This window comes from Flavobacterium gyeonganense (assembly GCF_029625295.1).
In the GTDB taxonomy this organism is placed as follows: Bacteria; Bacteroidota; Bacteroidia; order Flavobacteriales; family Flavobacteriaceae; genus Flavobacterium; species Flavobacterium gyeonganense.
In genome coordinates this window covers 987,490-1,014,370 of the sequence record NZ_CP121112.1, presented here as the reverse complement: position 1 = coordinate 1,014,370, position 26,881 = coordinate 987,490, and the positions used below count along the sequence as shown (strand labels likewise).

Annotated in this window: 25 protein-coding genes and 3 tRNA genes; 7 read left to right on the top strand and 21 right to left on the bottom strand. The window is 34.5% G+C overall.

Going from position 1 to position 26,881, the window contains the following annotated elements; genetic code table 11:
* Positions 1-10: 10 nt before the first annotated feature.
* The 4 genes from P5P89_RS04270 to P5P89_RS04255 are packed head-to-tail and all read left to right on the top strand — an operon-like array spanning position 11 to position 6,745.
* Complete coding sequence (locus P5P89_RS04270) at positions 11-475, top strand: tetratricopeptide repeat protein (protein ID WP_278010886.1); 465 nt, start codon at positions 11-13, stop codon at positions 473-475.
* A complete protein-coding gene (locus tag P5P89_RS04265) occupies positions 426-1,943 on the top strand; it encodes a tetratricopeptide repeat-containing sensor histidine kinase (RefSeq protein ID WP_278010885.1) in 1,518 nt (505 codons plus the stop codon). The genes P5P89_RS04270 and P5P89_RS04265 overlap by 50 nt, the downstream gene beginning before the upstream one ends.
* 10 nt (positions 1,944-1,953) lie before the next feature.
* The gene (locus tag P5P89_RS04260) at positions 1,954-2,715 is read left to right on the top strand and encodes a LytR/AlgR family response regulator transcription factor (RefSeq protein WP_278010884.1); all 762 of its coding nucleotides are present in this window, start codon (positions 1,954-1,956) and stop codon (positions 2,713-2,715) included.
* A gap of 40 nt (positions 2,716-2,755) precedes the next feature.
* A complete protein-coding gene (locus P5P89_RS04255) occupies positions 2,756-6,745 on the top strand; it encodes a T9SS type A sorting domain-containing protein (RefSeq protein WP_278010883.1) in 3,990 nt (1,329 codons plus the stop codon).
* A gap of 128 nt (positions 6,746-6,873) precedes the next feature.
* Here the strand turns inward: P5P89_RS04255 and P5P89_RS04250 are convergent, their stop codons facing one another.
* From P5P89_RS04250 to P5P89_RS04170, 18 genes are all read right to left on the bottom strand, one after another.
* A complete protein-coding gene (locus P5P89_RS04250; RefSeq protein WP_278010882.1) occupies positions 6,874-7,791 on the bottom strand; it encodes a hypothetical protein in 918 nt (305 codons plus the stop codon).
* A gap of 98 nt (positions 7,792-7,889) precedes the next feature.
* Positions 7,890-8,399: a suppressor of fused domain protein gene (locus tag P5P89_RS04245; RefSeq protein WP_278010881.1), complete on the bottom strand. Its 510-nt coding sequence runs from the start codon at positions 8,397-8,399 to the stop codon at positions 7,890-7,892.
* A 349-nt stretch (positions 8,400-8,748) separates the two neighbouring features.
* Complete coding sequence (locus P5P89_RS04240; protein ID WP_278010880.1) at positions 8,749-9,621, bottom strand: sugar phosphate isomerase/epimerase family protein; 873 nt, start codon at positions 9,619-9,621, stop codon at positions 8,749-8,751.
* A 17-nt stretch (positions 9,622-9,638) separates the two neighbouring features.
* Complete coding sequence (locus P5P89_RS04235; RefSeq protein WP_278010879.1) at positions 9,639-10,529, bottom strand: hydroxypyruvate isomerase family protein; 891 nt, start codon at positions 10,527-10,529, stop codon at positions 9,639-9,641.
* A gap of 20 nt (positions 10,530-10,549) precedes the next feature.
* Positions 10,550-11,779: a nucleoside permease gene (locus P5P89_RS04230; RefSeq protein ID WP_278010878.1), complete on the bottom strand. Its 1,230-nt coding sequence runs from the start codon at positions 11,777-11,779 to the stop codon at positions 10,550-10,552.
* A gap of 40 nt (positions 11,780-11,819) precedes the next feature.
* Positions 11,820-12,530, bottom strand: coding sequence for a 3-keto-disaccharide hydrolase (locus P5P89_RS04225; RefSeq protein ID WP_278010877.1), 711 nt, complete (start codon positions 12,528-12,530; stop codon positions 11,820-11,822).
* Between the two features lie 30 nt (positions 12,531-12,560).
* The gene (locus P5P89_RS04220) at positions 12,561-14,024 is read right to left on the bottom strand and encodes a Gfo/Idh/MocA family protein (protein ID WP_278010876.1); all 1,464 of its coding nucleotides are present in this window, start codon (positions 14,022-14,024) and stop codon (positions 12,561-12,563) included.
* Between the two features lie 8 nt (positions 14,025-14,032).
* Entirely contained in the window at positions 14,033-14,395 is a 363-nt protein-coding gene (locus P5P89_RS04215; RefSeq protein WP_278010875.1) for a c-type cytochrome, read from the bottom strand.
* 20 nt (positions 14,396-14,415) lie between these two features.
* A complete protein-coding gene (locus P5P89_RS04210) occupies positions 14,416-15,468 on the bottom strand; it encodes a sugar phosphate isomerase/epimerase family protein (RefSeq protein ID WP_278010874.1) in 1,053 nt (350 codons plus the stop codon).
* Positions 15,469-15,478: 10 nt separating this feature from the next.
* Positions 15,479-16,633 carry a Gfo/Idh/MocA family protein gene (locus P5P89_RS04205; protein WP_278010873.1) on the bottom strand — a complete coding sequence of 385 codons (1,155 nt, stop codon included), beginning with the start codon at positions 16,631-16,633 and terminating at the stop codon, positions 15,479-15,481.
* The gene (locus P5P89_RS21620) at positions 16,557-17,231 is read right to left on the bottom strand and encodes a GMC family oxidoreductase (RefSeq protein WP_340696519.1); all 675 of its coding nucleotides are present in this window, start codon (positions 17,229-17,231) and stop codon (positions 16,557-16,559) included. Before P5P89_RS21620 ends, P5P89_RS04205 begins: the two co-directional genes overlap by 77 nt.
* Positions 17,134-18,354, bottom strand: coding sequence for a GMC family oxidoreductase N-terminal domain-containing protein (locus P5P89_RS04200; protein ID WP_340696518.1), 1,221 nt, complete (start codon positions 18,352-18,354; stop codon positions 17,134-17,136). The genes P5P89_RS21620 and P5P89_RS04200 overlap by 98 nt, the downstream gene beginning before the upstream one ends.
* 47 nt (positions 18,355-18,401) lie before the next feature.
* Positions 18,402-18,965, bottom strand: coding sequence for a gluconate 2-dehydrogenase subunit 3 family protein (locus P5P89_RS04195; RefSeq protein WP_278010872.1), 564 nt, complete (start codon positions 18,963-18,965; stop codon positions 18,402-18,404).
* A gap of 336 nt (positions 18,966-19,301) precedes the next feature.
* A complete protein-coding gene (locus P5P89_RS04190; RefSeq protein WP_278010871.1) occupies positions 19,302-20,456 on the bottom strand; it encodes an acyltransferase family protein in 1,155 nt (384 codons plus the stop codon).
* Between the two features lie 100 nt (positions 20,457-20,556).
* Positions 20,557-21,462, bottom strand: a complete 906-nt coding sequence (locus P5P89_RS04185; protein ID WP_278010870.1) for a LytR/AlgR family response regulator transcription factor — start codon at positions 21,460-21,462, stop codon at positions 20,557-20,559.
* Positions 21,463-21,577: 115 nt separating this feature from the next.
* Positions 21,578-21,660, bottom strand: a tRNA-Leu gene (locus P5P89_RS04180).
* A gap of 42 nt (positions 21,661-21,702) precedes the next feature.
* Positions 21,703-21,775 (bottom strand) — tRNA-Lys (locus P5P89_RS04175).
* Positions 21,776-21,814: 39 nt separating this feature from the next.
* A tRNA-Lys gene (locus P5P89_RS04170) sits at positions 21,815-21,887 on the bottom strand.
* A 126-nt stretch (positions 21,888-22,013) separates the two neighbouring features.
* Here P5P89_RS04170 and P5P89_RS04165 point away from each other — a divergent pair.
* Positions 22,014-22,532, top strand: coding sequence for a shikimate kinase (locus P5P89_RS04165; protein WP_278010869.1), 519 nt, complete (start codon positions 22,014-22,016; stop codon positions 22,530-22,532).
* Here P5P89_RS04165 and P5P89_RS04160 read toward each other — a convergent pair.
* Both P5P89_RS04160 and P5P89_RS04155 read right to left on the bottom strand, forming a co-directional pair.
* Complete coding sequence (locus P5P89_RS04160) at positions 22,524-23,024, bottom strand: phosphoribosyltransferase domain-containing protein (protein WP_278010868.1); 501 nt, start codon at positions 23,022-23,024, stop codon at positions 22,524-22,526. The two genes, P5P89_RS04165 and P5P89_RS04160, sit on opposite strands and share 9 nt — an antisense overlap.
* Positions 23,025-23,163: 139 nt before the next feature.
* Positions 23,164-23,553: an RNA-binding S4 domain-containing protein gene (locus P5P89_RS04155; RefSeq protein ID WP_278010867.1), complete on the bottom strand. Its 390-nt coding sequence runs from the start codon at positions 23,551-23,553 to the stop codon at positions 23,164-23,166.
* 79 nt (positions 23,554-23,632) lie between these two features.
* Here P5P89_RS04155 and bamM point away from each other — a divergent pair, with 79 nt between their 5' ends.
* Together bamM and P5P89_RS04145 are read left to right on the top strand one after the other, a co-directional pair.
* Entirely contained in the window at positions 23,633-24,769 is a 1,137-nt protein-coding gene (gene bamM, locus P5P89_RS04150) for a BamM family beta-barrel-assembly machinery protein (RefSeq protein ID WP_278010866.1), read from the top strand.
* A gap of 198 nt (positions 24,770-24,967) precedes the next feature.
* Positions 24,968-25,819, top strand: a complete 852-nt coding sequence (locus P5P89_RS04145) for a hypothetical protein (protein ID WP_278010865.1) — start codon at positions 24,968-24,970, stop codon at positions 25,817-25,819.
* An 80-nt stretch (positions 25,820-25,899) separates the two neighbouring features.
* Here P5P89_RS04145 and P5P89_RS04140 read toward each other — a convergent pair whose 3' ends face one another.
* Positions 25,900-26,853, bottom strand: coding sequence for a transketolase family protein (locus P5P89_RS04140; RefSeq protein WP_278010864.1), 954 nt, complete (start codon positions 26,851-26,853; stop codon positions 25,900-25,902).
* Positions 26,854-26,881: the final 28 nt, after the last annotated feature.

Below are 26,881 nucleotides of genomic sequence, written 5' to 3'. Positions count from 1 at the left end.
AACAAGAAAAGTGAATCTAAAATTACATCTTATAATTTTCTTTTTCGTCTTTCATATCTGCGGAATATTCCATGCGCAAAATGCTCAGCTGGATAGTTTAAAAAGAATTGTTGAGCATACTAAAATGGATACTGTAAAAGCTGATAGGTACAATAAAATAGCCGATTTATATAAAGAAATCGACCCTGATTTGACTTTTTCCTACGCTCAAAAAGCAATTATTATCAGTTTAAAAAAAGAATACCATTTTGGACTTGCAACAGCTTATGTAAACAAAGGAAATGCTTCTATTATTCTGGGAAATTATGAGGGGGCACTGAAATTTTTTAAAAAGGCACAAGTAGAATTTGAAACCGCATTACAAAAAGAAACGAATAAAAAAGAGGATAAAAAGCGGTCTGGCACGTGCTTTTACAAGTTCAGGAGTGGTCTATTCAGAACAAGGCGATTATACCTCATCTTTAAAAAATTATGAAACAGGGCTAAAATTATATCAACAGATTGACGAAAAGGAAGGCATTTCTAAAACCCTGAATAATATTGGAATTCTTTACAAATCCCAGCAAAAATACCCTAAAGCATTGCAATATCTTAAAGAGGCATACAAGATACAAACTCTTTTAAGTGAAAAAAATGCTCCCATGACATTGACTAACATTGGTGTTATTTATTTTGAAACTGGGGAATATCAAAATGCAATTCAGTTTTACCGAAAAGCTCAAAAAGGATTTGAGAAAAATGAAAACAAACGCGGTTCTGCATTACTCAATAATTATTTAGGAGATTATTACAAAGCACAGAAGAATTTTATTCTGGCGAATGAATATTATCAGAAATCATTGGCTCTTTATGAGGAAATTCAGAATAAATTCGGAGCTTCCCTGGCTTTGTATAACATTGGATTGTTATTGCAGGAGCAGAAAAAATATAAAGAGGCTGTACATTTTGCTGCGAAATCATTAGCCTATGCTGAGGAAATTGGTGTTCTGGATCAAACGTATCACTCGGAAGAATTGTTAAGTGAATTGTATGAATCCTTAAAAGAACCTGAAGCAGCACTGGCTCATTATAAAAATTCAATTATTGCCCGTGACAGTATCAGTAATCAGGAAACCAGCAAAAAGTTTGCAATGGCTGAAATGAATTATGAGTATAAGAAAAAAGAGGCCTTACTTTCTGAAAAGCACAAAAGAGAATTTCAGTTGATTGTGTTCTCTGTTTTGGGAGGGATTTTACTCATTGTTTTAGGCTGGGTCATTTATAATCGAATGCAGGTAAAACGCCAGCTCACAATTAAAAAAGAATTAGCGGAATATGAACAAAAGGCTCTGCATCTGCAAATGAACCCTCATTTTGTATTCAACTGTCTGAGTTCAATATCAAGTTTTATTGTACAAAACGGAACCGATTCGGCGCTAAAATATTTGTCGAAATTTTCGAAACTGATGCGTCTGACACTTGAATATTCTAAAGGTTCTCTTATCCCGATTGATAAGGAAATTGAAAGTCTTCAAAATTATCTGGAATTGGAACAGCTTCGTTTTGAGAATAAGTTTGAATTCGAAATCAATTCAAGCGAAAATGTCGAATTTAATGTGGGACTACCTCCTTTGCTAATTCAGCCTTTTGTTGAAAATGCGATTCTTCATGGTCTTGTTCCAAAAGAAGGAAAGGGAAAAATAAATGTTGATTTTGATGTTCAAAACAATCAGTTGATCTGCACCATTACCGATGACGGTATTGGACTATCAGAGTCTAAAATTTTAAAAGAAAATTCGGTTACGGCACATCAGTCGATGGCGTTGGATATTACAAAAAAACGCCTTAAGATTATGGAATCTATTACATCCAAATCAGCAAAAATTGAAATTCTGGAATTAAATTCAAACAAACAAACAGGTACAAAAGCAATATTGTATTTGCCTGTTCAATACATATCATAATACAAAGCCCATGATAACAGCATTACTAATTGACGATGATAAACATTTACGAACCGGTTTAAAAGCACTTTTAGAACGTTACACCAATGATATTTTTATTGTGGGTGAAGCCGAAAGTGTCAAAACAGGGATAGCTGCTATTGAAAAATTGCGCCCTCAGGTTATTTTTCTTGATATTCATCTCACTGATGGGACCGGTTTTGATATTTTGGAAAACCTTTCAAAAGTAAACGGAAAAGTAAAAGCACATGTTGTTTTCATTACAGCACATGAGCAATATGCTTTGAAAGCTTTTAAGTTCAGTGCTTTAGATTTTATTCTGAAACCCGTAGATCCTGAAGAATTACAGGATACAATAGTAAAAATAAAAGAAGCAGCTGGTAAAAAGAACTCTTTTGAAAACATTGATTTGCTGCTCGAAAACATTCGGAAAAAAGTAGATAATTTCAAACGAATCGCTTTATCAACAAGTGACGGAATTCATTTGTTTGAAGTTGCAGATATTATTCGTTGCGAAGCGAAAGCCAATTATACCGAGTTTTTTATAAAGAACCATAAACCGGTTTTAATCTCGAAAACATTAAAAGAATATGAAGAAATGCTCACTGAACATGGTTTTGAGCGTATTCATCAATCGCATTTAATTAACCTTTCCTATTTGAAATCGTATATAAAATCAGATGGCGGTTATGTAATTATGGCGGATAACAGCAACATTCCAATAGCTCAAAGTAAAAAGGAAAAACTACAGGAACTGATCAAATCCTTATAAGAGATATCTCCAAACTATAAATTAATCCTAAATAATTATTATGCAAAGAAAAATACTTTTGTTTGTGCTATTACTGACCACGATAGTAAAGGCACAAAATGTTGCTATCCCCGATGCAAATTTCAAAGTCAAATTGCTGGAAGCTGATGTTACAAATTCCATAGCACTAAATGCTGCCGGAATCTCAATTAAAATCGACGCCAACAACAACGGCGAAATTGATGTAAATGAAGCTTTGGAAGTATTTCAGCTGAAAGTTTCGAATTCAGGAATTCTTAATTTAACCGGGATTGCCAGTTTTGCCAATCTTAAAAATTTAGATTGTTCCAGTAACATTCTTTTAAACCTTGATGTTACAGCTTTAACCAATCTGACGAACTTAAATTGTTCCGTCAATTATCTGACTACATTCAATGTTAGTACATTAACCAATCTTGTCAACCTTTTTCTGGACCAAAACCAACTAACAAGTCTGAATATTAGTGGTTTGAATAATCTTAAAATTTTATTCTGCAGTAACAATAAACTGAAAAACCTTAATGTTAATGGCTCAGCTAATCTTAAAACTTTATTTTGCAGCAACAATCAACTGACAAGCCTTGATCTTACCGGGTTAACCAATCTGGATATACTGCTCTGCGAAACTAATAAACTCACCAATCTTAATGTAAGCGGATTAACCAATCTTAAATCATTGATGTGTAGTTATAATAATTTGGCTAATCTGAACTTAAATGGTGTAACAAATCTTGATAAACTGGAGTGTAATTATAACATGCTTACCAGTCTGGATGTTAGTACTCTGACTAAACTTACTTATCTTTCTTGCTTTTACAATCAAATTACAAGTTTAGATTTAAGCAGTACAACTCTTTTAACAGATTTAAGCTGCGGCGAAAATCATATTACAATTCTAAATCTAAATGGATTAAGCAATCTTAAAACCTTGGCATGTTCCTATTTGCCTGATAATTTAGTTATTAATGGATCCGACTTAACAGCTTTAAAAACATTTCAATACACAGGTTCTAATTCAGTTTTAACCTTAAATGGTTTTCCGAATATTGAAAACCTCAATTTGAATTTAAGTCCGGCAAGTATCACATTAAATGTATCAGGCTTTAACAATCTTGCTAATATTTATATGTTTAATAATCAGACTACCAGTTTGACTGTAAACGGTTCGGGAACGACCAATATCAAATCTATCAACTGTTCTAATGGTTTATTGACAAGTTTAAATTTAAATGGCTTAAACAACCTTGCTTCGTTAAATTGTAATAATAACAAACTGACAAGTCTGAATTTAACTAATTTGACGAATCTGACTTCATTGAATTTTGGTATAAATAAAATAAGCAATATCGACTTAAGCAGCGTTCCTAATTTAAAGCATTTGGACTGTAATAATAACGTACTGGGAAGTTTAGATGTAAGCGGATTATCAAATCTGGAATATTTAGATTGTTCGAATCATATTTCGATAAACGCAATTGGCAACCAAATTACTTCTTTAGCTGTTGGGGGATTAACAAAACTAAAATATTTAGATTGTTCCAATTATGGTTATGATGGCGTATTAGGAGCATTAGGAAACGTAATTACTTCTTTGAATGTAAATAATTTAACGCTGCTGGAACAATTAAAATGTTCCAAAAACCGTCTTCCCTCGTTAATTGTAAACGGGTTGACAAATCTGACTACTTTAGATTGTTCTTATAATTTATTGATGAGTTTAGATTTGATAGGATTGACACAATTGTCAAATTTGAATTACGCTCATAATCAATTGTCAAATCTGAATATGGTTGGATTGGTAAATATTAAAGACTTAGACTGTTCCTATAATACTATAAGTACTTTGAATGTTTCCACTATGCCGAATATAACAACATTGAATTGTAGTTATAACACACTTACAACATTAGATTTAAGCGGACTAACCCAGCTTACTAAACTGCATTGTGGCAATAATTTACTAACCAATTTGGATGTAAATACGTTTACAAACCTGACTAGCTTAAGCTGCAACAACAACAAACTGACTACGCTGGATGTAAATAATTTAACCAACCTTGACTATTTGCAATGCGGTGCTAATAAACTTTCCGGACTGAATGTAAATAACCTGACCAAACTCACAAGCTTATATTGCAGCGGTAATGAGCTGACAAATCTTGATATCAGCAGTTTAACGTCATTATTATATTTAGGATGCAGTGTTAATCAGCTTACGTCTATTGATCTTACAGCTTTGACCAATCTTTTGGATATAGAATGCAGAAACAATCAATTAACGAATATTGATATCAGTACTTTATCAAATTTGAGGTCTATTGATTGCAGATTTAATCAAATTACAAATCTTGATGTAAGTAATTGCCCTGAACTTCATACTGTATCTTGTACTAACAATCAAATTACAACCCTTGATGTGAGTTCATTAAAAAATCTTTCAGGTTTACATTGTGCCAATAATTTGCTCACGAATTTATTCATGAAAAACGGGCGCAACGAAAGCAATCTCGATTTTTCCGGAAATCCGGGCTTAGCTTACATTTGTGCCGATGATGCTCAAATGGGGTATGTGCAATCACAATTAAACAGCATGGGAATGACAACAACAGTAGCTAATTCTTACTGCAGCTTCACTCCGGGAGGACAACACAATACAGTAGTAGGAACCACAATATTTGACGGAAATAATAACGGCTGTAATCTTAACGATCCATTGCATCCGAACATCAGAATTGATATAAACGATGGAACTACTATCGGATCAGCTTTTACAAATACTGACGGAACTTCTACATTCTATACCCAGGCAGGAACTTATAGTATCTTTCCAAACATAGAAAACGCAGCAGCATTCAATATCTCACCTGCATCAGCAACAATTAACTTTACAGATAATAATTACAATACGAATTACCAAAGTTTTTGTTTGTCAGCCAATGGTGTACATCCAGATGTAGAAATAGTAATCAGTCCAATCACGCCTGCAAGACCGGGCTTTGATTCAGCATACAGAATTGTTTATAAAAATAAAGGGAATCAGGTGCTTTCAGGTACTATTACATTAGCTTTTGATGATTCAAAAATGGATTTGCTGTCGGCTACACCAGTAGTTGATACCGAAACAACGAATAATTTAGAATGGGCTTATAATGGTCTGCTGCCTTTTGAAAGTCGTACAATTGATCTCGAATTCAATGTAAATAGTCCGGTAGAAACTCCAGCGGTGAATAATGGTGATATATTCCATTTTACAGTTGCCATAACGCCGGTTTCGGGAGATGAATCGCCTGCTGATAATAGTTTTACGTATCATCAAACCGTTGTAGGTTCATTTGATCCTAATGATATTACCTGTCTGGAAGGCGAGAGCGTTTCTCCAGGCACAATTGGCGAATATTTGCATTACATTGTCAATTTTGAAAATACCGGAACGTATGAAGCTGAGAATATAGTTGTGAAAATCGCTGTTGATGAAAGTAAATATGATATCAGTTCTTTACAGCTATTAAATTCATCACATTCTTCTAAGACGGTTATTCACGGAAATATTGTTGAATTTGTTTTTGAAAAAATCCATTTGGCTGCTTCTTCTACTTCTAAACAGAAAAACCCTGTAGGAGGGCACGGAAATATTTTATTCAAAATTAAAACAAACGATGATCTTCTTAATGGTGATTACGTAGACAAAACGGCTAATATCTTTTTTGATTACAATGCACCAATTGAAACCAATAAAGCTGAAACTGTTTTTGAATCATTAGGAAATAAGGATTTTGAAGTTGATAAAAGTATTTCATTATATCCAAATCCTACTAAAGGTAATGTAAATATCAGCAGTGATACTATTATAAAATACATTGAACTGTTTGATGTTCAGGGAAGACTGCTTCAAACTGCAATTGAAAATGATACTACATCTAAGTTTGATATTTCGAATAAACCAAACGGACTTTACTTTGTCAGAATCACTACTGAGAAAGGAATCAAAGTAGAAAAATTAATTAAGGAATAAATTTAGGTACATTATTTATTCCTGCTTAAAAGCCTTTCAAAGTCGTTGATTTTGAAAGGCTTTTTAAGTATTAGAAGTTTTGATGGGATCTAATCTTTTACAGGATTTGAAGATTTTAAGTGTCGTAATTATCTTTTTTCATTTTTCTTTAACATAAGTTTTTCATATGCTTCCTGTCCGTCAAAGCAATTTACCCCTCGTTTAGTTACAAATTTTTCTTCAAGCCAATTTTTCAGTTGAGTTGTTATTTTTTCAAACTGACTGGACTTATCTTCTACATTTCCTTTGTCAAGATACTGATTACAAAAATTTATGTAGTACAAAAGTCCATAGCCCATAATTACATAGGGAGCTGTTAGTTGTATTATTTCATCTCTTCGCCAAATACCTTCTTTTAAATATATTCCATTATCGTCAATGAACTTTATATATTTCGAGGTTTCTAATTCCTTTTCCGAAAAATAGAAGTTTAAGTATTTGTGATTGACTGTGATAATTTGTATTGCTTTTTCAAATGATACTTTTTCAAATCTCCTTTTATTTTCTGGATGTTGAGAAAACCAACAATAAACATTAAGATTTAAGCCGTAGAAAATGAACTGCAAAAGGTCTTTTAAATTGTCCCCTGACCAATAACTTGTCAATTCCTGAAACTTATATTTAATCTTTGGCTTCGGACAAAAGGTAATGGGATTTCCAATTAATTCTTTAGTTGGAGAATAATCAATGTCTATTGAAATTGGTTTAGAAATTTTATTACAAAGGACGCAAGTTGTTACAATTCGTACTTCCCTGAAATCATCCGTTCCAGCTCTTGGTATATAATTAAATGCAACATTAAACCATTCGCTTTTGCAACTGCATTTTTTCTTTTTTGGATACTCGTGTTGTATTAAGTCATACCAGAATTCTATACTGTCAAGAATAAGGTAGTTTTCTTCATTTTTAGTTGTCAAAAGTCCAACTCCATCATTTTTAAGCAAACGAACTTGAAATTCATTTGCTCCGTTTTCGGTAGATATATTTTTTATTACTTCTTGTTTCAAGATTTCTATATTTAATTTAATATGCAAATTAATATTTGATATATGATACCCAAGTTATTATCAATTATCTTATATAAATTTTCTGCTTTATCAAAGATTTAAACTAAGCAAGTTCTCAAAGGATTTAAATAATCCAATTCTTTTTTCTCGAATAATTCTTCTAATGCCTCACAGCCATATTCTATTTTGTAATCCCGTTCTTTTTCTGTAATTGGGATAAGCCAATAACAATGAATTACCTTTTCATCAAATTGAAAAATTTCCAGATTTTCTCCGTCAAGATAAGGTAATGAAATAAAGGCATGGTCGCAGACAGAATTTTCAAGCCAGGGTCTTCCGATATTTGAGGTATGATGAATATTAAAAGGGGTTAATCTGTGATGGGATGCATGAACAGTCAATAATTCGGCCAAAGAATTATCTTGTCTCGGAGAATAAATGACTAATTCAATTAAGTTATCATCTATTAAATCAGCTGACATTCCAACAGTACAATACGTCCACATATTGTGAATTTTATTTGGATCAAATTCTAAAATAAAGAACTCGGGATGAGTTTTCCATGTTGGGCCTATTTCCCATTTTATTTTTTTTTCCAGAAATTCCAAAATAGGAATTGTAATGATCTGTCAATTTCGTAGAATAATTCTTTTGCATTTTATTGTAAAAATAAATAGAGTCTCAATTTAATTGTCAAAACAATTTTGAAAGTTATTATTTGACAAAGTGAACTTAACAACTCTATTATTAATATGCAAATAAAAATAAGTCCGGAATTTTAGACCCCTTTGACGGAGATTGAACCCAATCTTTCCATAAACACTAATGCTGCTAAAAATCATAAATTTCGAATCATAAAAAAAAGCCCAAGAATCTACATTCTCAAGCTTTCAAAATTTATAGTGACCATGGGGGGATTTGAATTTACGAATACCATCCTCTGCTGCATTATACTGCCTAAATCAAATTTTTAGCAACAAAATCCCAGCTTGTTTTAACAGATTCCATTGGATTTGGAGAGTAATTCGTTTCCTGTTCCACAAAAAAGTGCTGCATTCCGGATAGTTTAGCCTGTGCGAATATGTCTTTAAAGTTGATGCTTCCTTCGCCAACTTCGGTATTCCATTCTGCTTTGGATTTATCCATGTCTTTTACGTGCCACATCGTAAATCGGCCCGGATTCGCTTTGAACATTTGCAAAGGATCATTTCCTGAACGGACTACCCAGTATAAATCCAGTTCAAAATCAACTAACTTTTTATCCGTTTCCTGTAGTAAAATATCATATCCTGTTTGATTTCCATACTTTTTAAATTCAAAATCATGGTTATGATACGCTAATTTTAATCCTGATTGTTTACATAAAACCGCTGCTTCATTTATTTTCTGCGCAATTCTTTTGTAACTGTCTAAGTCACCTCTTAATTGTTCATCCAGCCAGGGAACAGTTATATACTCACTTCCTAATTGATTGGCACCTTCAATACAAGCTTTTAGAAAATCAGCATTGTTATCTTTTATAAAAGAATTAAAATCATAATGTCCGCTTGGTGCTTTAAGTCCATTATCAACCAATATTTTTTTGAAATCTTTTGCAGAAGTGCCAAAAAAACCTTTGTCAGCTGAGAATCCATACGTTTCAACTTCTTTGTAGCCTGATTTGGCCACATGTTCTAAAACTCCTTTGACATTTTTAGAAAAATCTTCTCTCAAAGTATATAACTGAAGTCCAATATTTTTTGGCTTAGCCGAAAACGCAAGGGAAGGAGCGATTGCCAATGCACCTAAAGCCAGACCACTATTAATTATAAAATCTCTTCTCTTTATCATTGTTTTACTTTATTAAATTAGATATCACAAATTGCAATTGCCTTTTTCAAAGAGGCTATTTTATCTTTTTGTTTTGGAATAAATTCTTGTCCCACAAAACCTGTAAAACCAGTATTTGCAATAGCTTTCATTATTGCACTATAATTGAGTTCCTGCGTTTCATCGATTTCATTTCGACCCGGAACACCGCCCGTATGGTAGTGAACAATGTATTTGTGGTTTTCCTGAATGGTTCTGATAACATCGCCTTCGTCAATTTGCATATGGTAAATGTCATAGAGCAGTTTAAAATTTTCAGAGTTGATCCGTTTTGCTAATTCTACTCCCCAGGATGTTTTACTGCATTGATAATCTTTATGGTTGATCTTGCTGTTTAATAGTTCCATAACCAGGATTACGTTATGTTTCTCTGCTAATGGAATCAATTTCTGCAATCCAAGTACACAATTATTCCAGCCTTCTTCATCTGTTTTCCCTCTTGTGTTTCCACTAAAGCAAATCAGGTTTTTATAGCCGGCCTGAGCTACAAGCGGAATCATTTCGGTATAATTTTTAATCAGCTGTTCATGAAACTTTTGGTCGTTGAAACCATCGACAAGATTTAACTCTGCACCATTGCACATAGTAGAAACAAGATTGTGTTTCTTTAATATCGGCCAGTCTTTTGGGCCAACCAGATCAATACCGGTAATTCCAATTTTTTTAGCTTCTGAACAAAGTGTTTCAATATCAAAATCATTAAAGCACCAACGAGCTACGGAATGGTTAATTCTTCCTTTCAGCATCGAATCTAATTTAAGTTCTTCGTCAGGTTTAGCCAAAGCAAATAAATCTGTCGGAATGCCTAAAGTCACAGTTCCGGCAAGAATTCCTTTTATAGCAGTTCTTCTATCAAAAGTTACACTCATTTTTTTTGTTTTAAAAATACCTAAATTTCATTTGCTAATTTATTTTTATCCTGAAATAATAGAGCAAAAATTAAAAATACGGCAAAAGCGATTCCGGCAGGAATAATCCATACCATTAACCAGTTTATTGTTCCTTCAACAGTTTTATAATTATCGGTAATCCAGCCTGCAACAGCAAATCCAATCAACATTCCGATACCGTAAGTAGCCAATGTAATCAAGCCCTGAGCGGCACTTTTGTATTTTTCGCCTGCTTTTGAATTGGTATAAATTTGTCCCGATACAAAGAAAAAGTCGTAACAAATTCCATGTAAAGCAATTCCTGTGATCAGCATAAAACTCAAATCACCGCCATTCCCATAAGCAAATAAAACGTAGCGCACTGCCCAGGCTAACATTCCCACCAGAATTGTTTTCTTAAAACCAAAACGGGCAAAAAATACCGGAATAAATAACAAAAACAAGGCTTCAGATATTTGGCCTATAGCCATTTTTCCTGTTGGATTTTCAACTCCGGCAGACGTAAGGAAAGGGTGTGCATTTTGATAATAAAAAGCCAATGGAATGCAAATCAGAATCGATGAAATAAAAAAGATGAAGAAATTTTTATCCTTTAAAAGCCTTAAAGCATCCAGACCAATAATATCACCAATTTTAATTTTTCCTTCACTGATTTTTGGAGGGGTTTTAGGCAGAGTAAAACTCAATAAGCCCAAAACCAAAGCCGAAATTCCGGCCAAAAGAAATGTATTTTTAAGCAATCCGTTAGAAACAGCTTCTGCAGAATCCCAATGAAAGAAGAAGCTAATAGACAATCCAGCCAAAATCCATCCAATTGTACCCCAAACCCTGATATTTGCAAATTCCTTCTCCGCATCTTTCATCTGATTAAATGCAACCGAATTTACTAAAGCCAGTGTTGGCATATACAAAACCATATAACTCAATACATATATATAAAACATTCCAACATCTGTCGACTGATACATTTGATACATTAAAAAGGCACCTGCTAAATGTAAAAGACCTAAGATTTTCTCCGCATTAAAATAACGATCTGCAATCAAACCAATAATGAAAGGTGCAATGATAGCTCCCCAGGATTGGGTAGAAAAAACGGCTGCTGTCTCTGCACCGGAAGCTTTTAGGTTGCTTCCTAAAAAAGTGCCAAGAGTAACAAACCATGCTCCCCAGATAAAAAATTCCAGGAACATCATTACAGATAATTTAATGCGGATAGTTGTATTCATATATTGTGGTTATTTTGGTTAGATAGGTTTTGAAGTAATATTATTTACAGCCTGTTGTAGTTTCCATAGTATTCCATTCTTTAATGGAAATATTGCGGTACCATACGTTATCGCCGTGGTCCTGCAAAGCAATTTTTCCTTTTTTGAATGTTCCGAAAGCTGGCCATTCCTTGAATTTACTTCCTGCAACCAGAGCTTTAAAATTATCATCCCAAAGTACCGTTTCTACAATAATAACTCCATTTAAGACAAAAGTCAGTTTTCCGTTTTTACAAACCACTTCTGCCGTATTCCATTCTCCGACTGGCTTAACCGGTTCCGATTTGCTTTGGATTAAATCATATAAATCTCCGGCACGGTGTTTCGTTATTTTTCCGTCGGGATGGCCATTATTGTCTAAAACCTGCATTTCTAAACCGGTTTCATACGTGTTTTTATATTTTTGCGGGTTTTCATTCACATAAAAAATAATTCCGCTATTCGCTTTTGGAGCGACTTTCCATTCTAATTTTAAATGGAAATTTTCATATTCGGCATCCGTTACTAAATCTCCTCCCTGACCATTTTTGGCGGCTTCAGGGTCTAAATGCAATACGCCGTCTTCAACCTTCCATCCGGCGCTTGCTGTTGTTTTTCCGTAAGTGTGCCAGCCTGTAGTTGTTTTTCCGTCAAAGATAGGTTTGAATCCTTTTTGAGCGTGTAAGGTTTGAAATAAAGTGAATGCTAATATAGCTGTGATAATCTTTTTCATGATTTTTACTTTTTAATTCTCTAGTGTTTTTTAGAAGCTCAGGTTTTTCCAGCCTTCTCTGTAATCGCGTTTTACAAATTGATTTACATCATCTACATTGGTTACTTTCTTGGCATCATTATCCCAGAGTAATTTAACGGAACGTCCCGGATAAACATCTTCGCCAAGTACTTCTTTGTATAAATCATAACCTCTTACGGCAAGATTAGCCATTAATAAAGCTTCTGTTAAAGGGCCTGCGATTTCAAATGGTGAACTCAGTTCTTTTTTGCCATAACCTGCAATACATCCTTCAATCCATTGTTTTTGATGTCCACTGGCACCATCTTTTACCCTTGGGTATTTCTCTTTTATTTTTAGATTTTCATTCCGGCTTAAAGGCAACAATCGTGGGTTTTCACTATAAGTATCACATAGCATTTTTCCTTTTGTTCCAATGAATAAAGTACCGTTTCCACCATCACCAAAGATTTCATTAGCCCCTAATTCTTCCGGACGTTCAGGCTGAATACCACCATCCATCCAGTGCAGTTTGATATCGCCTTTTGTTTTATTGGTTTTTGGAAATGTCAATGTCACATGACTTGAAGGTGGACAGCTCTCCGGGAAATAGCCTCTTTTGAATTCATCAATATAAACCGAGCCAACGCTGCACTGCACATCTTTGGCATATTTTAGATTCAATACTGAGAATGGCGCTTCCATCAAATGGCATCCCATGTCACCTAATGCGCCAGTTCCATAATCCCACCAGCCACGCCAGTTGAACGGTACTAATTTGTCAACATAATTTTTGTAAGGAGCAGTGCCCAGCCACAAATCCCAATCTAATTCTTTTGGGATTTCGGTTTTTGCGGTTGACCACGGAATTCCCTGCGGCCATACGGGTCTGTCTGTCCAGGCGTAAACCGTATGTACATCACCAATTAAATCAGCATCGTACCATTCTTTTAAAATCCGGGTGCCATCATTTGATGATCCCTGATTTCCCATTTGGGTGACTACTTTGTAACGTTTAGCAGCCTCTGTCATCATATGGGCTTCGTAAATATCATGAGCCAGTGGTTTCTGCACATAGACATGTTTACCTAACTGCATGGCTGAAAAAGCCTGAATGGCATGATTATGATCAGGAGTAGAAACAGATACTGCGTCGAAATGTTTATGCTCTTTGTCTAACATTTCACGCCAGTCTTTGTAGAATTTTGCTTTAGGATAAGCTTTTACACTATCAGCGGCTCTTCTGGTATCAACATCACACAAGTAAGCGATATTTGCGATGCCACTACTTTCAAAAGATGCTATATCAGATTTTCCTTTTCCGCCAACACCAATACTGGCAATTGATAATTTGTCACTTGGAGCGACAAAGCCTCTGCCCATTACGTGTCTTGGAATGATCATAAATGCGGCAGTCGCCAACACTCCTTTTTTTAGAAAATCCCTGCGTATAGTCGATTCTGGTTCTTTACTTTTATTGAAGTCCTGATCCATAGGTTTATTTATTTGTTCAATGATAAAATGTATATTGCAATTTTCTTTGCATCTTCTTTTTTTAATGCTGTATGAGCCGACATAGGTATTGCGCCCCAGACTCCTGAACCTCCTTTTGTGATTTTCTCTGTCAGATACTTTACGTTTTTATCGTTCATTGGATATTTTTTGGCAATATCTAAATAGGAGGGACCTACAACTTTTTTGTCTATTTTGTGACAGGTAGCACAATCTTCTTTTTTTATTAAAGTTTCTCCTTCATATGGTTTAGTTTGCTTTATAACACTATATTCTGCAGGAATTGAATCATAATTCGAAAAAGAGCATAAAGTGCCCAAAACTATCATTGCAACTAAAATTTTAATTTTCATATTCTATTAATTAAACAAATTTATAATCCTAAATTTTTCCTGTTAAGCTCTGTGTTACTTTTTACCGCAGCAAAATCATCAAAAGCTTTATCAGTCACTTTGATAATGTGTTTTTTTATGAATTCGGCTCCTTCACGGGCACCGTCTTCCTGATTTTTTAAACAGCATTCCCATTCCATTACAGCCCAGCCTTTGTAATTGTATTGAGCCAGTTTGCTAAAAATCGTTTTAAAATCAATCTGGCCATCACCGGGTGAGCGATAACGGCCTGCACGATTCAGCCAGCTTTGATAACCTCCAAAAGTTCCTTGTTTTCCTGTTGGATTAAATTCGGCATCTTTAACATGGAAAGCTTTGATACGTTCATGATAAAAATCGATGTACTGAATATAATCTAACTGCTGTAGCACAAAATGTGAAGGGTCATAAAGAATGCAGGCACGCTCATGATTGTTTACTGCTTTGAGGAACATTTCGTAAGTTTCACCATCAAATAAGTCTTCGCCCGGATGAATTTCGTAGCAGACATCCACACCATTTTTATCGAATTCATTCAATATTGGCAGCCAGCGATTTGCCAGTTCTTTAAATCCATCTTCAATTAAACCGGGTGGGCGCTGTGGCCAGGGATGAAAATATTGCCACAATAAGGAACCGCTAAAAGTCGCATGCGCATCAAGGCCTAAATTTTGAGAAGCTTTTGCTGCGTAATGCAATTGCTGGACCGCCCATTCCTGTCTTGCTTTTGAATTACCACGTAATGCCTGCGGAGCAAATCCATCAAAGAAATCATCATAAGCCGGATGAACAGCAACCAGCTGACCTTGTAAATGAGTGGAAAGTTCAGATATTTTTAATCCGTACGAACCAACAATTCCTGTAAGTTCATCAGCATAGGTTTTGCTTTCAGCCGCTTTTTGCAAATCAATAAAACGCGAATCCAGAGTTGGTATTTGTATTCCTTTAAAATCCAGATTGGCTGCCCATTGGCATATGCCTTCCAAAGAATTAAAAGGAGCTTCATCAGATATAAATTGTGCTAAAAAAACCGCAGGTCCTTGCATTGTGGTCATTTTTTGTGATTTAAATTTTAAATTCAGTCCATTTTTGAGTTGATTTTCCTGAAGCGATTACATTTTCTATAAAAGCCATTCCACGTACACCATCTGCTACTGTTGGAAAATCAAGCATGTTTGCCGTTGGTTCTTTATCTTCTAATTTTGATTGTAAAGTCAGGGCAAAATTCTTGTATAAATTCCCAAAAGCTTCCAGATATCCTTCCGGGTGTCCGCTTGGAATTCGGGTGCTAAATGCGGCAATTGGTGATAAATATCCGTTTCCGGTGCGATACAATTGAGCAGGAGCGTCCAGCCATTTTACAATTAAAGTGTTCGGTTCCATTTGGTGCCATTCCAGGCCGCCTTTTTCTCCATAGACTTTAATTTTTAAGCTGTTTTCTTCACCGGCAGCAATCTGACTGGCTACCAAAATTCCATTGGCGCCATTGTCAAATTTGAGTAATACATTTCCGTCGTCATCCAGTCTTCTGTTGTTCACAACGGTATTAATATCGGCACAAATCTGAGTAATTTTCAATCCTGAAATATATTCTGCTAAGTGTGCCGCATGGGTTCCAATGTCTCCCATACAGCCGCTGATTCCGCTTTTAGACGGATCTGTTCTCCAGGCTGCCTGTTTGTTGCCGGCGTTTTCAAAGTCAGTACTCAGCCATCCCTGTGGATATTCCACCATTATTTTCCGAATCGTTCCAAAATCATTTTCAGCTACCATTTTACGGGCCTGTTTTACCATCGGATAACCGGCATACGTATGTGTTAAGCACAGATAAAGTCCTGTTTCTTTTACTTTTTGTTCTAATAATTTGGCTTCCGCTAAAGTCAGTGTCATCGGTTTATCCAAAACAACATGGAAACCATTTTCTAATGCGAGCATAGCAGGAGCAAAGTGAGCATGATTTGGAGTCACTATCGAAACAAAATCCATTCTTTCTTCAGGAGATAATTTTGCTTCGGTTTCAATCATTTGGGTGTAGGATTCATAACATTTATCCTGAGTCAAACCTAATTCTTTACCGGATTCAAGGGATAATTCCGGATTAGAACTAAAAGCACCACAATGTAATTCAATTAATCCGTCCATGTTAGCTGCAATTCGGTGTACTGCTCCAATAAAAGCATTTTTGCCACCGCCAATCATTCCCATTTTTAATTTTCTCATATTTGAATAATCGTAATCTAGATGTTTTTTTCTTTAATTCTTTTACAGCATAATCACAAGCTCTGGCAGTTAATGCCATATAGGTCAAGGAAGGATTTTGACAGGCACTTGAAGGCATGCAGGAACCATCAGTAACAAATACATTACTTACTTCGTGCATTTGGTTCCATTTATTTAACACGGATTCTTTTGGGTCGTTCCCCATTCGGGCTGTACCCATTTCGTGAATGGTCATTCCCGGATAGCAACCGTTATCATAAGCTTTTACTTTTTTTGCACCGGCAGCTTCAAGCATTTCAGCAGCATCATACATCATGTCTTCGCGCATTTTGGCTTCATTCTCTTTGTATTCACAGTCGATTGCTAATACAGGCTGTCCCCATTTGTCTTTTTTAGAATGGTCGATGTACACTTTATTTTCGTAATAAGGCAGCATTTCTCCGAAACCGCCTAATCCCATTGTCCATGATTCTGCTGGTCTTGATAATATTTCTTTGAAATCACCGCCAAAGTCTAATTCGGCCACTTCTTTTGTGCCAATGGCCTCTGCTTGCTGCACCCTGATATCCGAAACCACGTAAATAATCTCTTTTGTCATCCTTGAAATTTTGGTATCTTGGAATGTAAATACCGTTGGCTCTTCTTCCATAGGTATATTTATCCTCAAAACCTTCAACAGTTCCTTCTGCACCACATCTAAAATGGTGGTCCATTAAGTTATGTCCAAGCTGTCCGCTGCCATTACCCAAGCCATTCGGATGAGCTTCAGAAGTAGAATTCAGTAAAATAAAAGTGGAACCTAAAGTTGATCCATTAACGAAAACAATTTTGGCATAAAATTCCATACTTTCATTAGTCTGACTATCGATGACCATTACCCCTTTCGCTTTTTTGGTCTCTTTGTCATAAATAATATGACTGACAATCGAATAGGGGCGAACAGTTAGTTTTTTTGTTGCCATTGCTGCCGGTAAGGTAGAGGACTGCGTACTGAAATAAGCTCCAAAAGGACAACCTCTGCTGCATAAATTTCTATACTGGCAGCTGCCTCTGCCCAGATGGGGTACCGTTAAGTTTGCTGTACGGCCAATAGTTAAAATTCGGGATTTGTTATAATGTTTTTCAATACGTTCTTTTACGGATTTTTCAACACAGTTCATTTCCATAGGAGGTAAAAACTGACCATCAGGCAATAAAGGCCAACCTTCATTTTGACCACTTATACCGGCAAATTTTTCTACGTAATCGTACCATGGAGCAATATCTTTGTATCGGATTGGCCAGTCATTTCCGTGGCCATCTTTTTTATTGTCTTCGAAATTGATATCACTTAAACGATAACTTTGACGCCCCCACATTAGTGACTTTCCACCAACATGAAAACCTCTGTACCAATCAAAACGTTTGTCTTCTGTGTAGGGACATTCCAAATCATTCACCCACCAGCTTTCATTAGCTTGTTGGTATGGGTAGTCCCTGGTTTGTACCGGATGTGTTCTCTTTTGTTCTTCGGTTAATTGTCCGCAATAGGCTATTTCCCACGGCGCTTTCATTGCAGAATCATAGTCTTTAATGTGTTCTATGTTTTTACCGCGCTCTAACATCAGGACTTTTAAGCCTTTTTGTGTTAATTCTTTAGCAGCCCAGCCTCCACTTATTCCTGAACCTACAACAATGGCGTCATAAGTATTTTGTTTTTTTAAATCAGTATTGATGTTCACGATGTCTTTTTTAATAAATTAGTAAAATGAGTCGGAAGCGATTAGCTTTATATCGCCCAGGCTTTCTGTCCGGGGATGTAGTCTGCATTTCCATCGTATTTCCCAGGTATAGGCAAATATTCTCTTGCGATTGTACAGCCAATTTCTGAAGTGAAGTAACCTAAAAGCGTTAAATCTCTGGCTATTAAAAAGAATGACGGTTCTCTGTTGTTGTCGATAGTCTCTTGTTTTAGTTCATCCATGAGCTGGTTTTTCTCCCAGCTAGTGAGACTCAGGAATTCTTTATTGAATTTAGTTCTGCATTTTGCCAGCATATCATCAAAGCTTTTTTTAAAGATTTTTTGAAGATTTGGAGGATAACAATCTTTTATAATCAATGGAATTAAAGTTCCAACGCCAGCCGCTTTTGCTCCTGGAGAATTAGTAGTTGTTGGTAAAATAATTTCGGCAAATTCTGCAAAAATTTCTTCATCCGTGGCTAAAAATGAATAGGTAGTTCTTTGTTCAGGATTATAAACGGTAAAACTTTCAAATAAAACACTCATTGTTGTAGCAGAAATGGCTCCACCCATTAAACAAGCCATCTTTTTTAGCGCCTCTCTTCTTTCCATTGCTAAAATATTAAAAATAAAGTATAAATATTAAAAATAACTTAATTATCAATGTATTACAATAATATGAAAAAAACAGATGTATTTTTATTTTTATGCTGAATTAATTGAATAAATTTTGTATTTTACAAAATAATTACAAACTTTAGGGTTTGTTTTGTAAAATAAAACCTGTCAATTATTAAAAAGTGAGATAAATGTAAAATATTAAGAAAATGTAATAGAAGTGTAAATAGGGTTGTAAGAAAGAAATAGTATAATTGGATAATAAAAAAAGCGCAACCTTTGTTATTGGTAGATATGCGCTTTGAAATTGTGATCTGCTTAAATAGGATATTAAATAATTTTCTTTACTCCCGGAATCAATAAAACAAGTGAACCAAATATGAAACTGATTATTATTATTAAGGGAGTCATGACTAAAATTTTTGCTGCAGGTTCAATATCCCAATTTCTCACACATAATGTAAAAACTACTATAATTAACGGATGAAAAATGTAAACTGCAAAACTGCTGCGTGATGCTTTGGTTAGCAGTTTTGACGTTTTATTCCAGTTTCTTTTTCCCTTAATTAAAAGCGTTGTCAGAATCGAAATACCAATCATTTGTTCCCATACTGCATATAACAATGCCTGCCAATGAAAACCTCCCGAAAACCAGGAAGAAGGCGTATTGAGTTTAAATTTTATAATAAAAAATACCGGAAAAAATAATAGACAATACCATACTACTTTTTTGAGTTGCTTAGCTGTTTCTCCTGAAAGCTGATCAAACCAATTGTTTTTTGAAGCTAGTAAACCGACACTAAACAGTGCAATATATTGTGGGAAATGTCCTGGCTGAAATCCTATTGGTTTAAGAATCCATCCAACAGGAAATATAATTCTAACCAAAAAACTAATAATACCCAGAGCTATTGAGAATAATAGTATAGAACGGGAATTAGGTACAGCTATAAGTTTGTCGAAAGTAATTTTGAAGATCTTTTTTGCTGTTGCATAAAGTAACGTGAATAGCAATAAAGCAGCTATGAACCATGTCACACCTAAGTCAATCCAGTTGTTGTAGCCACTTAAATATTCGAAAAAAGTAATATGATGCTCCCTCCCAAAATAGTAAACCAAGTAACATATAAATGGGGTAAGAATGAAACAGTAGAATAATATTGGGGTTCCAAGTCGAATTAGCCTTTCTTTAATGAATTTAGAGATTCCTTTTTTAGAATAGGAAGAGCTGGTAAAATAGGCTGCCAATAGAAAGAAATAGCCCATAAAGAAAGATTGATTGATACTAATGCATGCTGTTGTAAAAATACGCATTCCTAAAAAACTAGTTTCTTCATTATAGTACCAGCCTTCAGAAGAACTATAAGCAATAAAAGTGTGATGAAGTACCACTAATATGGTAAGAAGAACCTTGATGTTGTCAATATAAAGAAGTTTTTTCGAAGACCCAGAATCATCATTCATGGATGCTGTTGCAGTTGTCATAATAATTTTTGTTTGTGTTATTGATGGCAAACATACAGTAAGAAAATATAGTAACGTGAGGCTTGTTACTGATAACTAGGTTTTGTGATGAATAACAAACTTAAGTAATGCATTGGCTTCGAAGCTCCTGATAGTATGTGTTGAAACTCTCAACCTGCTTTCTTGAAACTGGAATCTTAACATCGGTTTCATTGAATGAAAGAAGATATCCTTGTGAGTTTCCGGACACTTTTTTAATCTTAAACATATTTATCAAATAGGTTCTGTGGCATCTAAAAAAGTGTGGATAATCTGTTATTTGACTTTCAAATTGAGTTAAAGAAATTCTTTTTACTTCTGTGGTTGTTTGGCTGCCAATTGATTTTGTCAACTCAATATAGTTTCCATCAGCTTTTACAAAAAGCAACTGATCTATATTCAGGTTAAAATCATCTTGTTTTACCTGAGTGCTAATAAAAATATTTGATAGTAAAGCTACTTTTTTGGCTTCAACTTCAAGTGGAATAAATTGAAGTATGAATGGTGAACCTTTTTTGGACTCCAAATAATAATTAGATAATCTTAGAAAAAAATAAAAAAAAACACCAGCAACAAGACAATTTCTAATTTCTTCAAAAAGATAATCCCATGACCAATTGTTGGGATTGTTGTAAAGTAAATCCCGCATTAAAAAGCTGGATATTCCAATGAAAACTAATAAAATTCCAATATAAAGATATTCTTTGAGTAAATTCCATTGCATTTTATTTTTCACTTGCCTGAAATAATTCAGTGCTCCAAAATAAACAAAAAGAATAAGCGACGGAGCCAAAGCATGTAAAAAACAAATAAAGAAATAATGCATTCTTAGTTCTGGATTATAAACACCAAATGGTCTGAACGCTAAAAGAAATAGTAGAATGACAAGAAAAACAAAAACTGAACTTTTTACAAGATTTTGAGATTGATATCGTTTGGGATATTCAATTTTATTTCGCAAATGTTCTGTATTGATGTAAAAAGGCATTTTAAGATTTGTTTGGGAATAAAAATACAAAAAATAACAAGCTCATTGCTTTTGAATCATTTTGATTGTATATAAAAAAAGGTAAAATACTTTAAAAAGTATTTTACCTTTTTTGTGACCATGGAGGGATTTGAACCCTCACGCCCTTGCGAGCACCACCCCCTCAAGATGGCGAGTCTACCGTTTCTCCACATGGCCGGAAAAGAAAAAAGGTCAAGTAAATAAATACTCGACCTTTTGTGACCCGACTGGGGCTCGAACCCAGGACCCCATCATTAAAAGTGATGTGCTCTACCGACTGAGCTATCGAGTCATTGCTTCAAGAAACTTAATTTGTTAATCACAAAATTTGTGACCCGACTGGGGCTCGAACCCAGGACCCCATCATTAAAAGTGATGTGCTCTACCGACTGAGCTATCGAGTCATTATGTTTCTTGAACGCGGGTGCAAATATAAGGAGTTTATTTTATTATTTCCAAGCAAAATTATTATAAATTTGTCTTTTTTTAACCAAATCTCACAATGCCTTAGTTTATAAGGTTTTATTAAAATGAAAAAAATCATATTATTAGGTTATATGGGTTGCGGAAAGTCTACAATTGCCCAAAATTTATCAAAAACTACTAATATTCCGTTTCTGGATTTAGATAATTGCATCGAAAAAAAAGCAAATTTGTCTATAAAAGAGATTTTCGAGCAGTATGGAGAAATCTATTTTAGAAAATTAGAGCATGAAATGTTTGTGGAATTACTTCAATCTTCAGAAAATAGTATAATTGGTTTGGGTGGCGGAACACCATGTTACGCTAATAATCATGAGTTATTAAAGAGAGATGATGTTATTTCAGTTTATTTAAAAGCTTCAATAGATACTTTATATAATAGATTAGTATATAATAAAAGCAAGCGTCCGCTAATTGCGAATATGGATGAGGAGGAAATGAGAGAGTTTATCGCGAAACATTTATTCGACAGAAGCTTTTATTACAACCATGCAAAACATAAAGTTTCTGTCGATGATAAAACCGTTGAGGAAACAGTTCAGGATATTTTAGAGATATTAGCTTAAAGAAGCATAATTGCCTCCGTTTTCGTCAAAAACAACTTTTACGTGTTCTAATAAAGATGTAGAGAGCGAAATTCCTTTGAAATCGGCTTTTACAGGATATTTTTTGTGATTTCTGTCAACAAGTACTGCTGTTTTAAATTTTTTCAATGGAACGTCGAGAAAATGACGAACAGCGTAGATTAATGTGGTTCCTGAATTTAGAACATCATCAACCAATACAAGGCCTTTGTTTTTATATTCTGATATATCCAACGAAGTTTGAATGGGTAATTGTGGATTCTGTTTGTCAATGATAACTTCACACAAAGAAATTTTAAGGGTAGATATATTGCTTAAAGCTAAAGCAATTTTTTCTGCAAAAATACATCCGTTGGTCGCAATTCCGGCTATCACAACTTCATCTTCATCAACAAAAGTCTCATAAATCTGATAGGCGATACGTTTTATTTTATGTTCAATTTCCTGATTGGTTAAGATGATGTTTTGGCTCATGATTTATTTTTTTTGCTAATATAACTAATTTAAGATCCAATATAAAAAATCCAAATTCCAATTTTATAAAGGAAATTTTAAATCTTCAAATTCCAAATTCCAATGTAAGGAAGGGGATTTTATAGTTGTATTTTGTAATTTAATTTTCCTCTTCATCATCAAAAATTTCATTTCCATACTCATCAATATCCCTTCGGTCTTTTTTTGTTGGTCGTCCGGTACCGCTTTTACGATAATGTTCTTTGGATAGTTTTAATAATTCTAAATGGGCATAAGCTTCCGACGGTGTCTCGTTTTTACGATATATGTCAACGAGTTTTGCTCCGACACGACTTTCGGGGATATCCAGTACAGTTATAATTTGTGTGATCTGATCTTTTCTAAATGTGATTCTGTCTGTAGGAAAAACTTCTTTAGAGGGTTTTGCTACCTGACCATTTACGGTGATATGGTTCTTTTTACAGGCTTCAGTAACCATGTTTCGTGTCTTGTAATATCTCACGCACCAGAGGTATTTGTCTATTCTCATAATTTTTCTAAAATCGGAGTTAAATTCTTTACAAAAATAAATCAATATTGTATCTTGCGCACCTAAAAAATTAACAATAATGAATAAATTTAAATATTTTTTTATTTTACTGATAGCGCTCTCTGCTTTGGTTTCTTGTAATAAAAATGATGATGATGATCAAGTAGAAACTGTTCCTCTGAGAGATTATCAAGAGCAATACCTTAAAGATAATGATTCAATTGTAAAATATTTAAAAACCAATTATATTGAAGAAGTTACTGCGGATTTTGATATAAAAATTAGTAAGATTCCAGTAGGAGGGACTCAAACTTCTATTTGGGATCAGACTATTTATCCTTTGCAGTCTAGAGATGTTTATAATGATAATATTACTTATAAAGTGTATTATTTGGTTTTAAATGAGGGCGTTGGAGATGCGCCATGCAATTATGATGATATCACTGCATCATATGTGGGGAATTTGTTGGATGGAACTGTTTTTGATACATCTGAAAATTTAGCAAGGTTTTTTAGTTTGGATGGTACAGGGGCTAACGGTGTTTTTGTAGATGGCTGGAAGGAGATTTTTCCTAAATTTAAAGCAGGAAAAGCCAATCCTGCAAATGCGGATGGAACAATAACTTATAGTAATTTTGGAGCCGGAATGATGTTCTTGCCTTCCGGATTAGCGTATTATGCGAGTGGGTCAGGTGCAATTAAGGCTTATACTCCTATAGCTTTTAGTTTTAAATTGTTTGATGTACAAAGAGTTGATCATGATCGAGACGGTATTTTTGATATTGATGAAGATATTAATGGAGATGGATATGTTTATGATTTTCGTGATAAAACATTATATTCAAATCCACCTGCTGAATTAATTGATGATACAGATGGAGATGGTGTTGCAGATTTTATTGATATTGATGATGATGGAGATGGATACACGACTCTTTTAGAAATTACAAAGCCTACTGGCGAGGTTGGGGGGGCTTTTGGTCCAAGTAAATATTTTCCATTTGAGGCTTTTGCAGTAGAAGATGATCCGACAACACCTAATATAAATGAAGCATGGAATAGTGAGCCAAGAGGGATTCCTTCGTTTTTGAAAACTATAACAGAAAATGGTGTAACAAGGAACGAATATGATTATACTACGTCAGGCAGAAAAAAGATTCATCTTGATAAAGATCATAATACGACTAAAGTTACTACGATAACAGCAAAAAAATAAAAAGATTAACATATTCAAATAAAAAACCTCGAGATGTGCATTTCGAGGTTTTTTATTTGAATATATAAGTAAAAGTTTAATTTTTTTTATTTATATGCTTTAAAATATTAAGAAAAATATTATATATTTGTTTTGTTAATTACCATTTCATGTAGCAATGAAGATCAGGTTGAGTCCAATAGTTCTCCCGCTTCAAATTTGTCTTCTTCGGTATTAGATGGGAGAATGTTATCTTTCAAAGATGAAGAATCTTTTATTAAAGAATATTCTGGAGTATCAGAAATGAAATCATCAAAAGAAGTTCAAAATTGGATTTCAAAGAAGGGGCTTGAATCATTGTTGAATAATTCTGATGATTCGAATGAAATGGAAGAAGAAGTTTTGTCAGATACAAGAATCATATATTCAGATGCATTAAAGGCGATTTTAAATGATGAGTCAAAAGTTAAAATCGGAGGCAAAACAATATGGCTTAATGAACGTAATTTTTATGTCCTTTCAGAAAAAGAACAGAATAAGAATTCAAAAGAACTGGGTCTAATTAAAGATGAACTTGAAATTTATGGAAAGCTATTGAGTTACATGGGGTCTGAAAAAACATTGACTAGCAGAGATGTAATTCCTAATGAAAATAGAGCCAAAACTTTTATCAATGGCGAAGGTGAATTTAATGTCCCAGGGGTTAGATTACGCCATGTTTTAGATCTATTTAATGAGACAATAGTTGTTAATAATCAAATTCAGTCTAGCAAGATGTATTTGAGATTTACAATGCAATATAGATCTTGTTCTACTTGGAGATGTACATGGAAAACTGAGAATTCCACTTTGAGGGATTACTCTTCTGGATATGTAGTAGCGAATAACATAACATGGAATACTCAACATCCTTATGTATATGGAGGATTTACAGGTAGTCAGACGTATTTATTTTCTACTTGGATTGGATCTTATATTCTTGCTAATCCATATCAAAATTTTAGTGTTTCAGGAAAAATCCAATTTCAAATGGCAGATGGTTGGCATGAAATAGAAATTTCTTGGTATTAAAAGAAACTTTAAAAAAAACAAAAGCAAAAACCTCGAAATGTGAATTTCGAGGTTTTTTTATGAATATGAAAATCTAAAAATTATTTTCTTTTAATCACTCTTTCTACAGCTTCAACAATCGCCTGATTATTTAGTTTGTATTTCTCCATTAACTGCTCAGGAGTTCCAGATTCACCAAAACTGTCTTTAACAGCAACAAATTCCTGAGGGGTAGGGTTGTTTAAAGCTAATACGCCTGAAATGCTTTCTCCAAGACCACCAAGGTAGTTGTGTTCTTCAGCAGTCACAATACATTTGGTTTTAGCTACAGATTTTAAAATAGCTTCTTCGTCAAGAGGTTTGATAGTGTGGATGTTGATTACTTCAGCAGAAATTCCTTTTGCTTCTAAAGCTTCGGCAGCAATAAGAGCTTCCCAAACTAAGTGTCCTGTTGCTACGATTGTAACATCAGTTCCTTCGTTTAATAAAATTGCTTTTCCAATTACGAATGGTTCGTCAGCAGGAGTGAAGTTAGGTACAACCGGACGTCCGAAACGTAAATACGCCGGACCGTGGTGATCTGCTAATGCTAAAGTTGCAGCTTTTGTCTGGTTGTAGTCGCAAGTATTGATTACAGTCATTCCAGGCAGCATTTTCATTAAACCGATATCTTCTAATATTTGGTGGGTAGCACCGTCTTCTCCTAAAGTTAAACCAGCGTGAGAAGCACAGATTTTTACATTTTTATCAGAATAAGCAACAGACTGGCGAATTTGGTCGTAAACTCTTCCTGTAGAGAAGTTGGCAAAAGTTCCTGTAAACGGAATTTTTCCTCCAATTGTTAAACCTGCAGCTATTCCAATCATGTTAGCTTCTGCAATTCCGATTTGGAAAAAACGCTCCGGGTGATTTTTCTTGAATTCATCAAATTTCAATGATCCAATCAAGTCAGCACATAATGCTACGACTTTTTCGTTTTTCTGACCTAGTTCAGTCATTCCCGCTCCAAAGCCAGAACGGGTATCTTTGCTTCCTGTATTTGTGTATTTTTTCATTTTTGTTTTTTTGCTGTACGCATTAGGC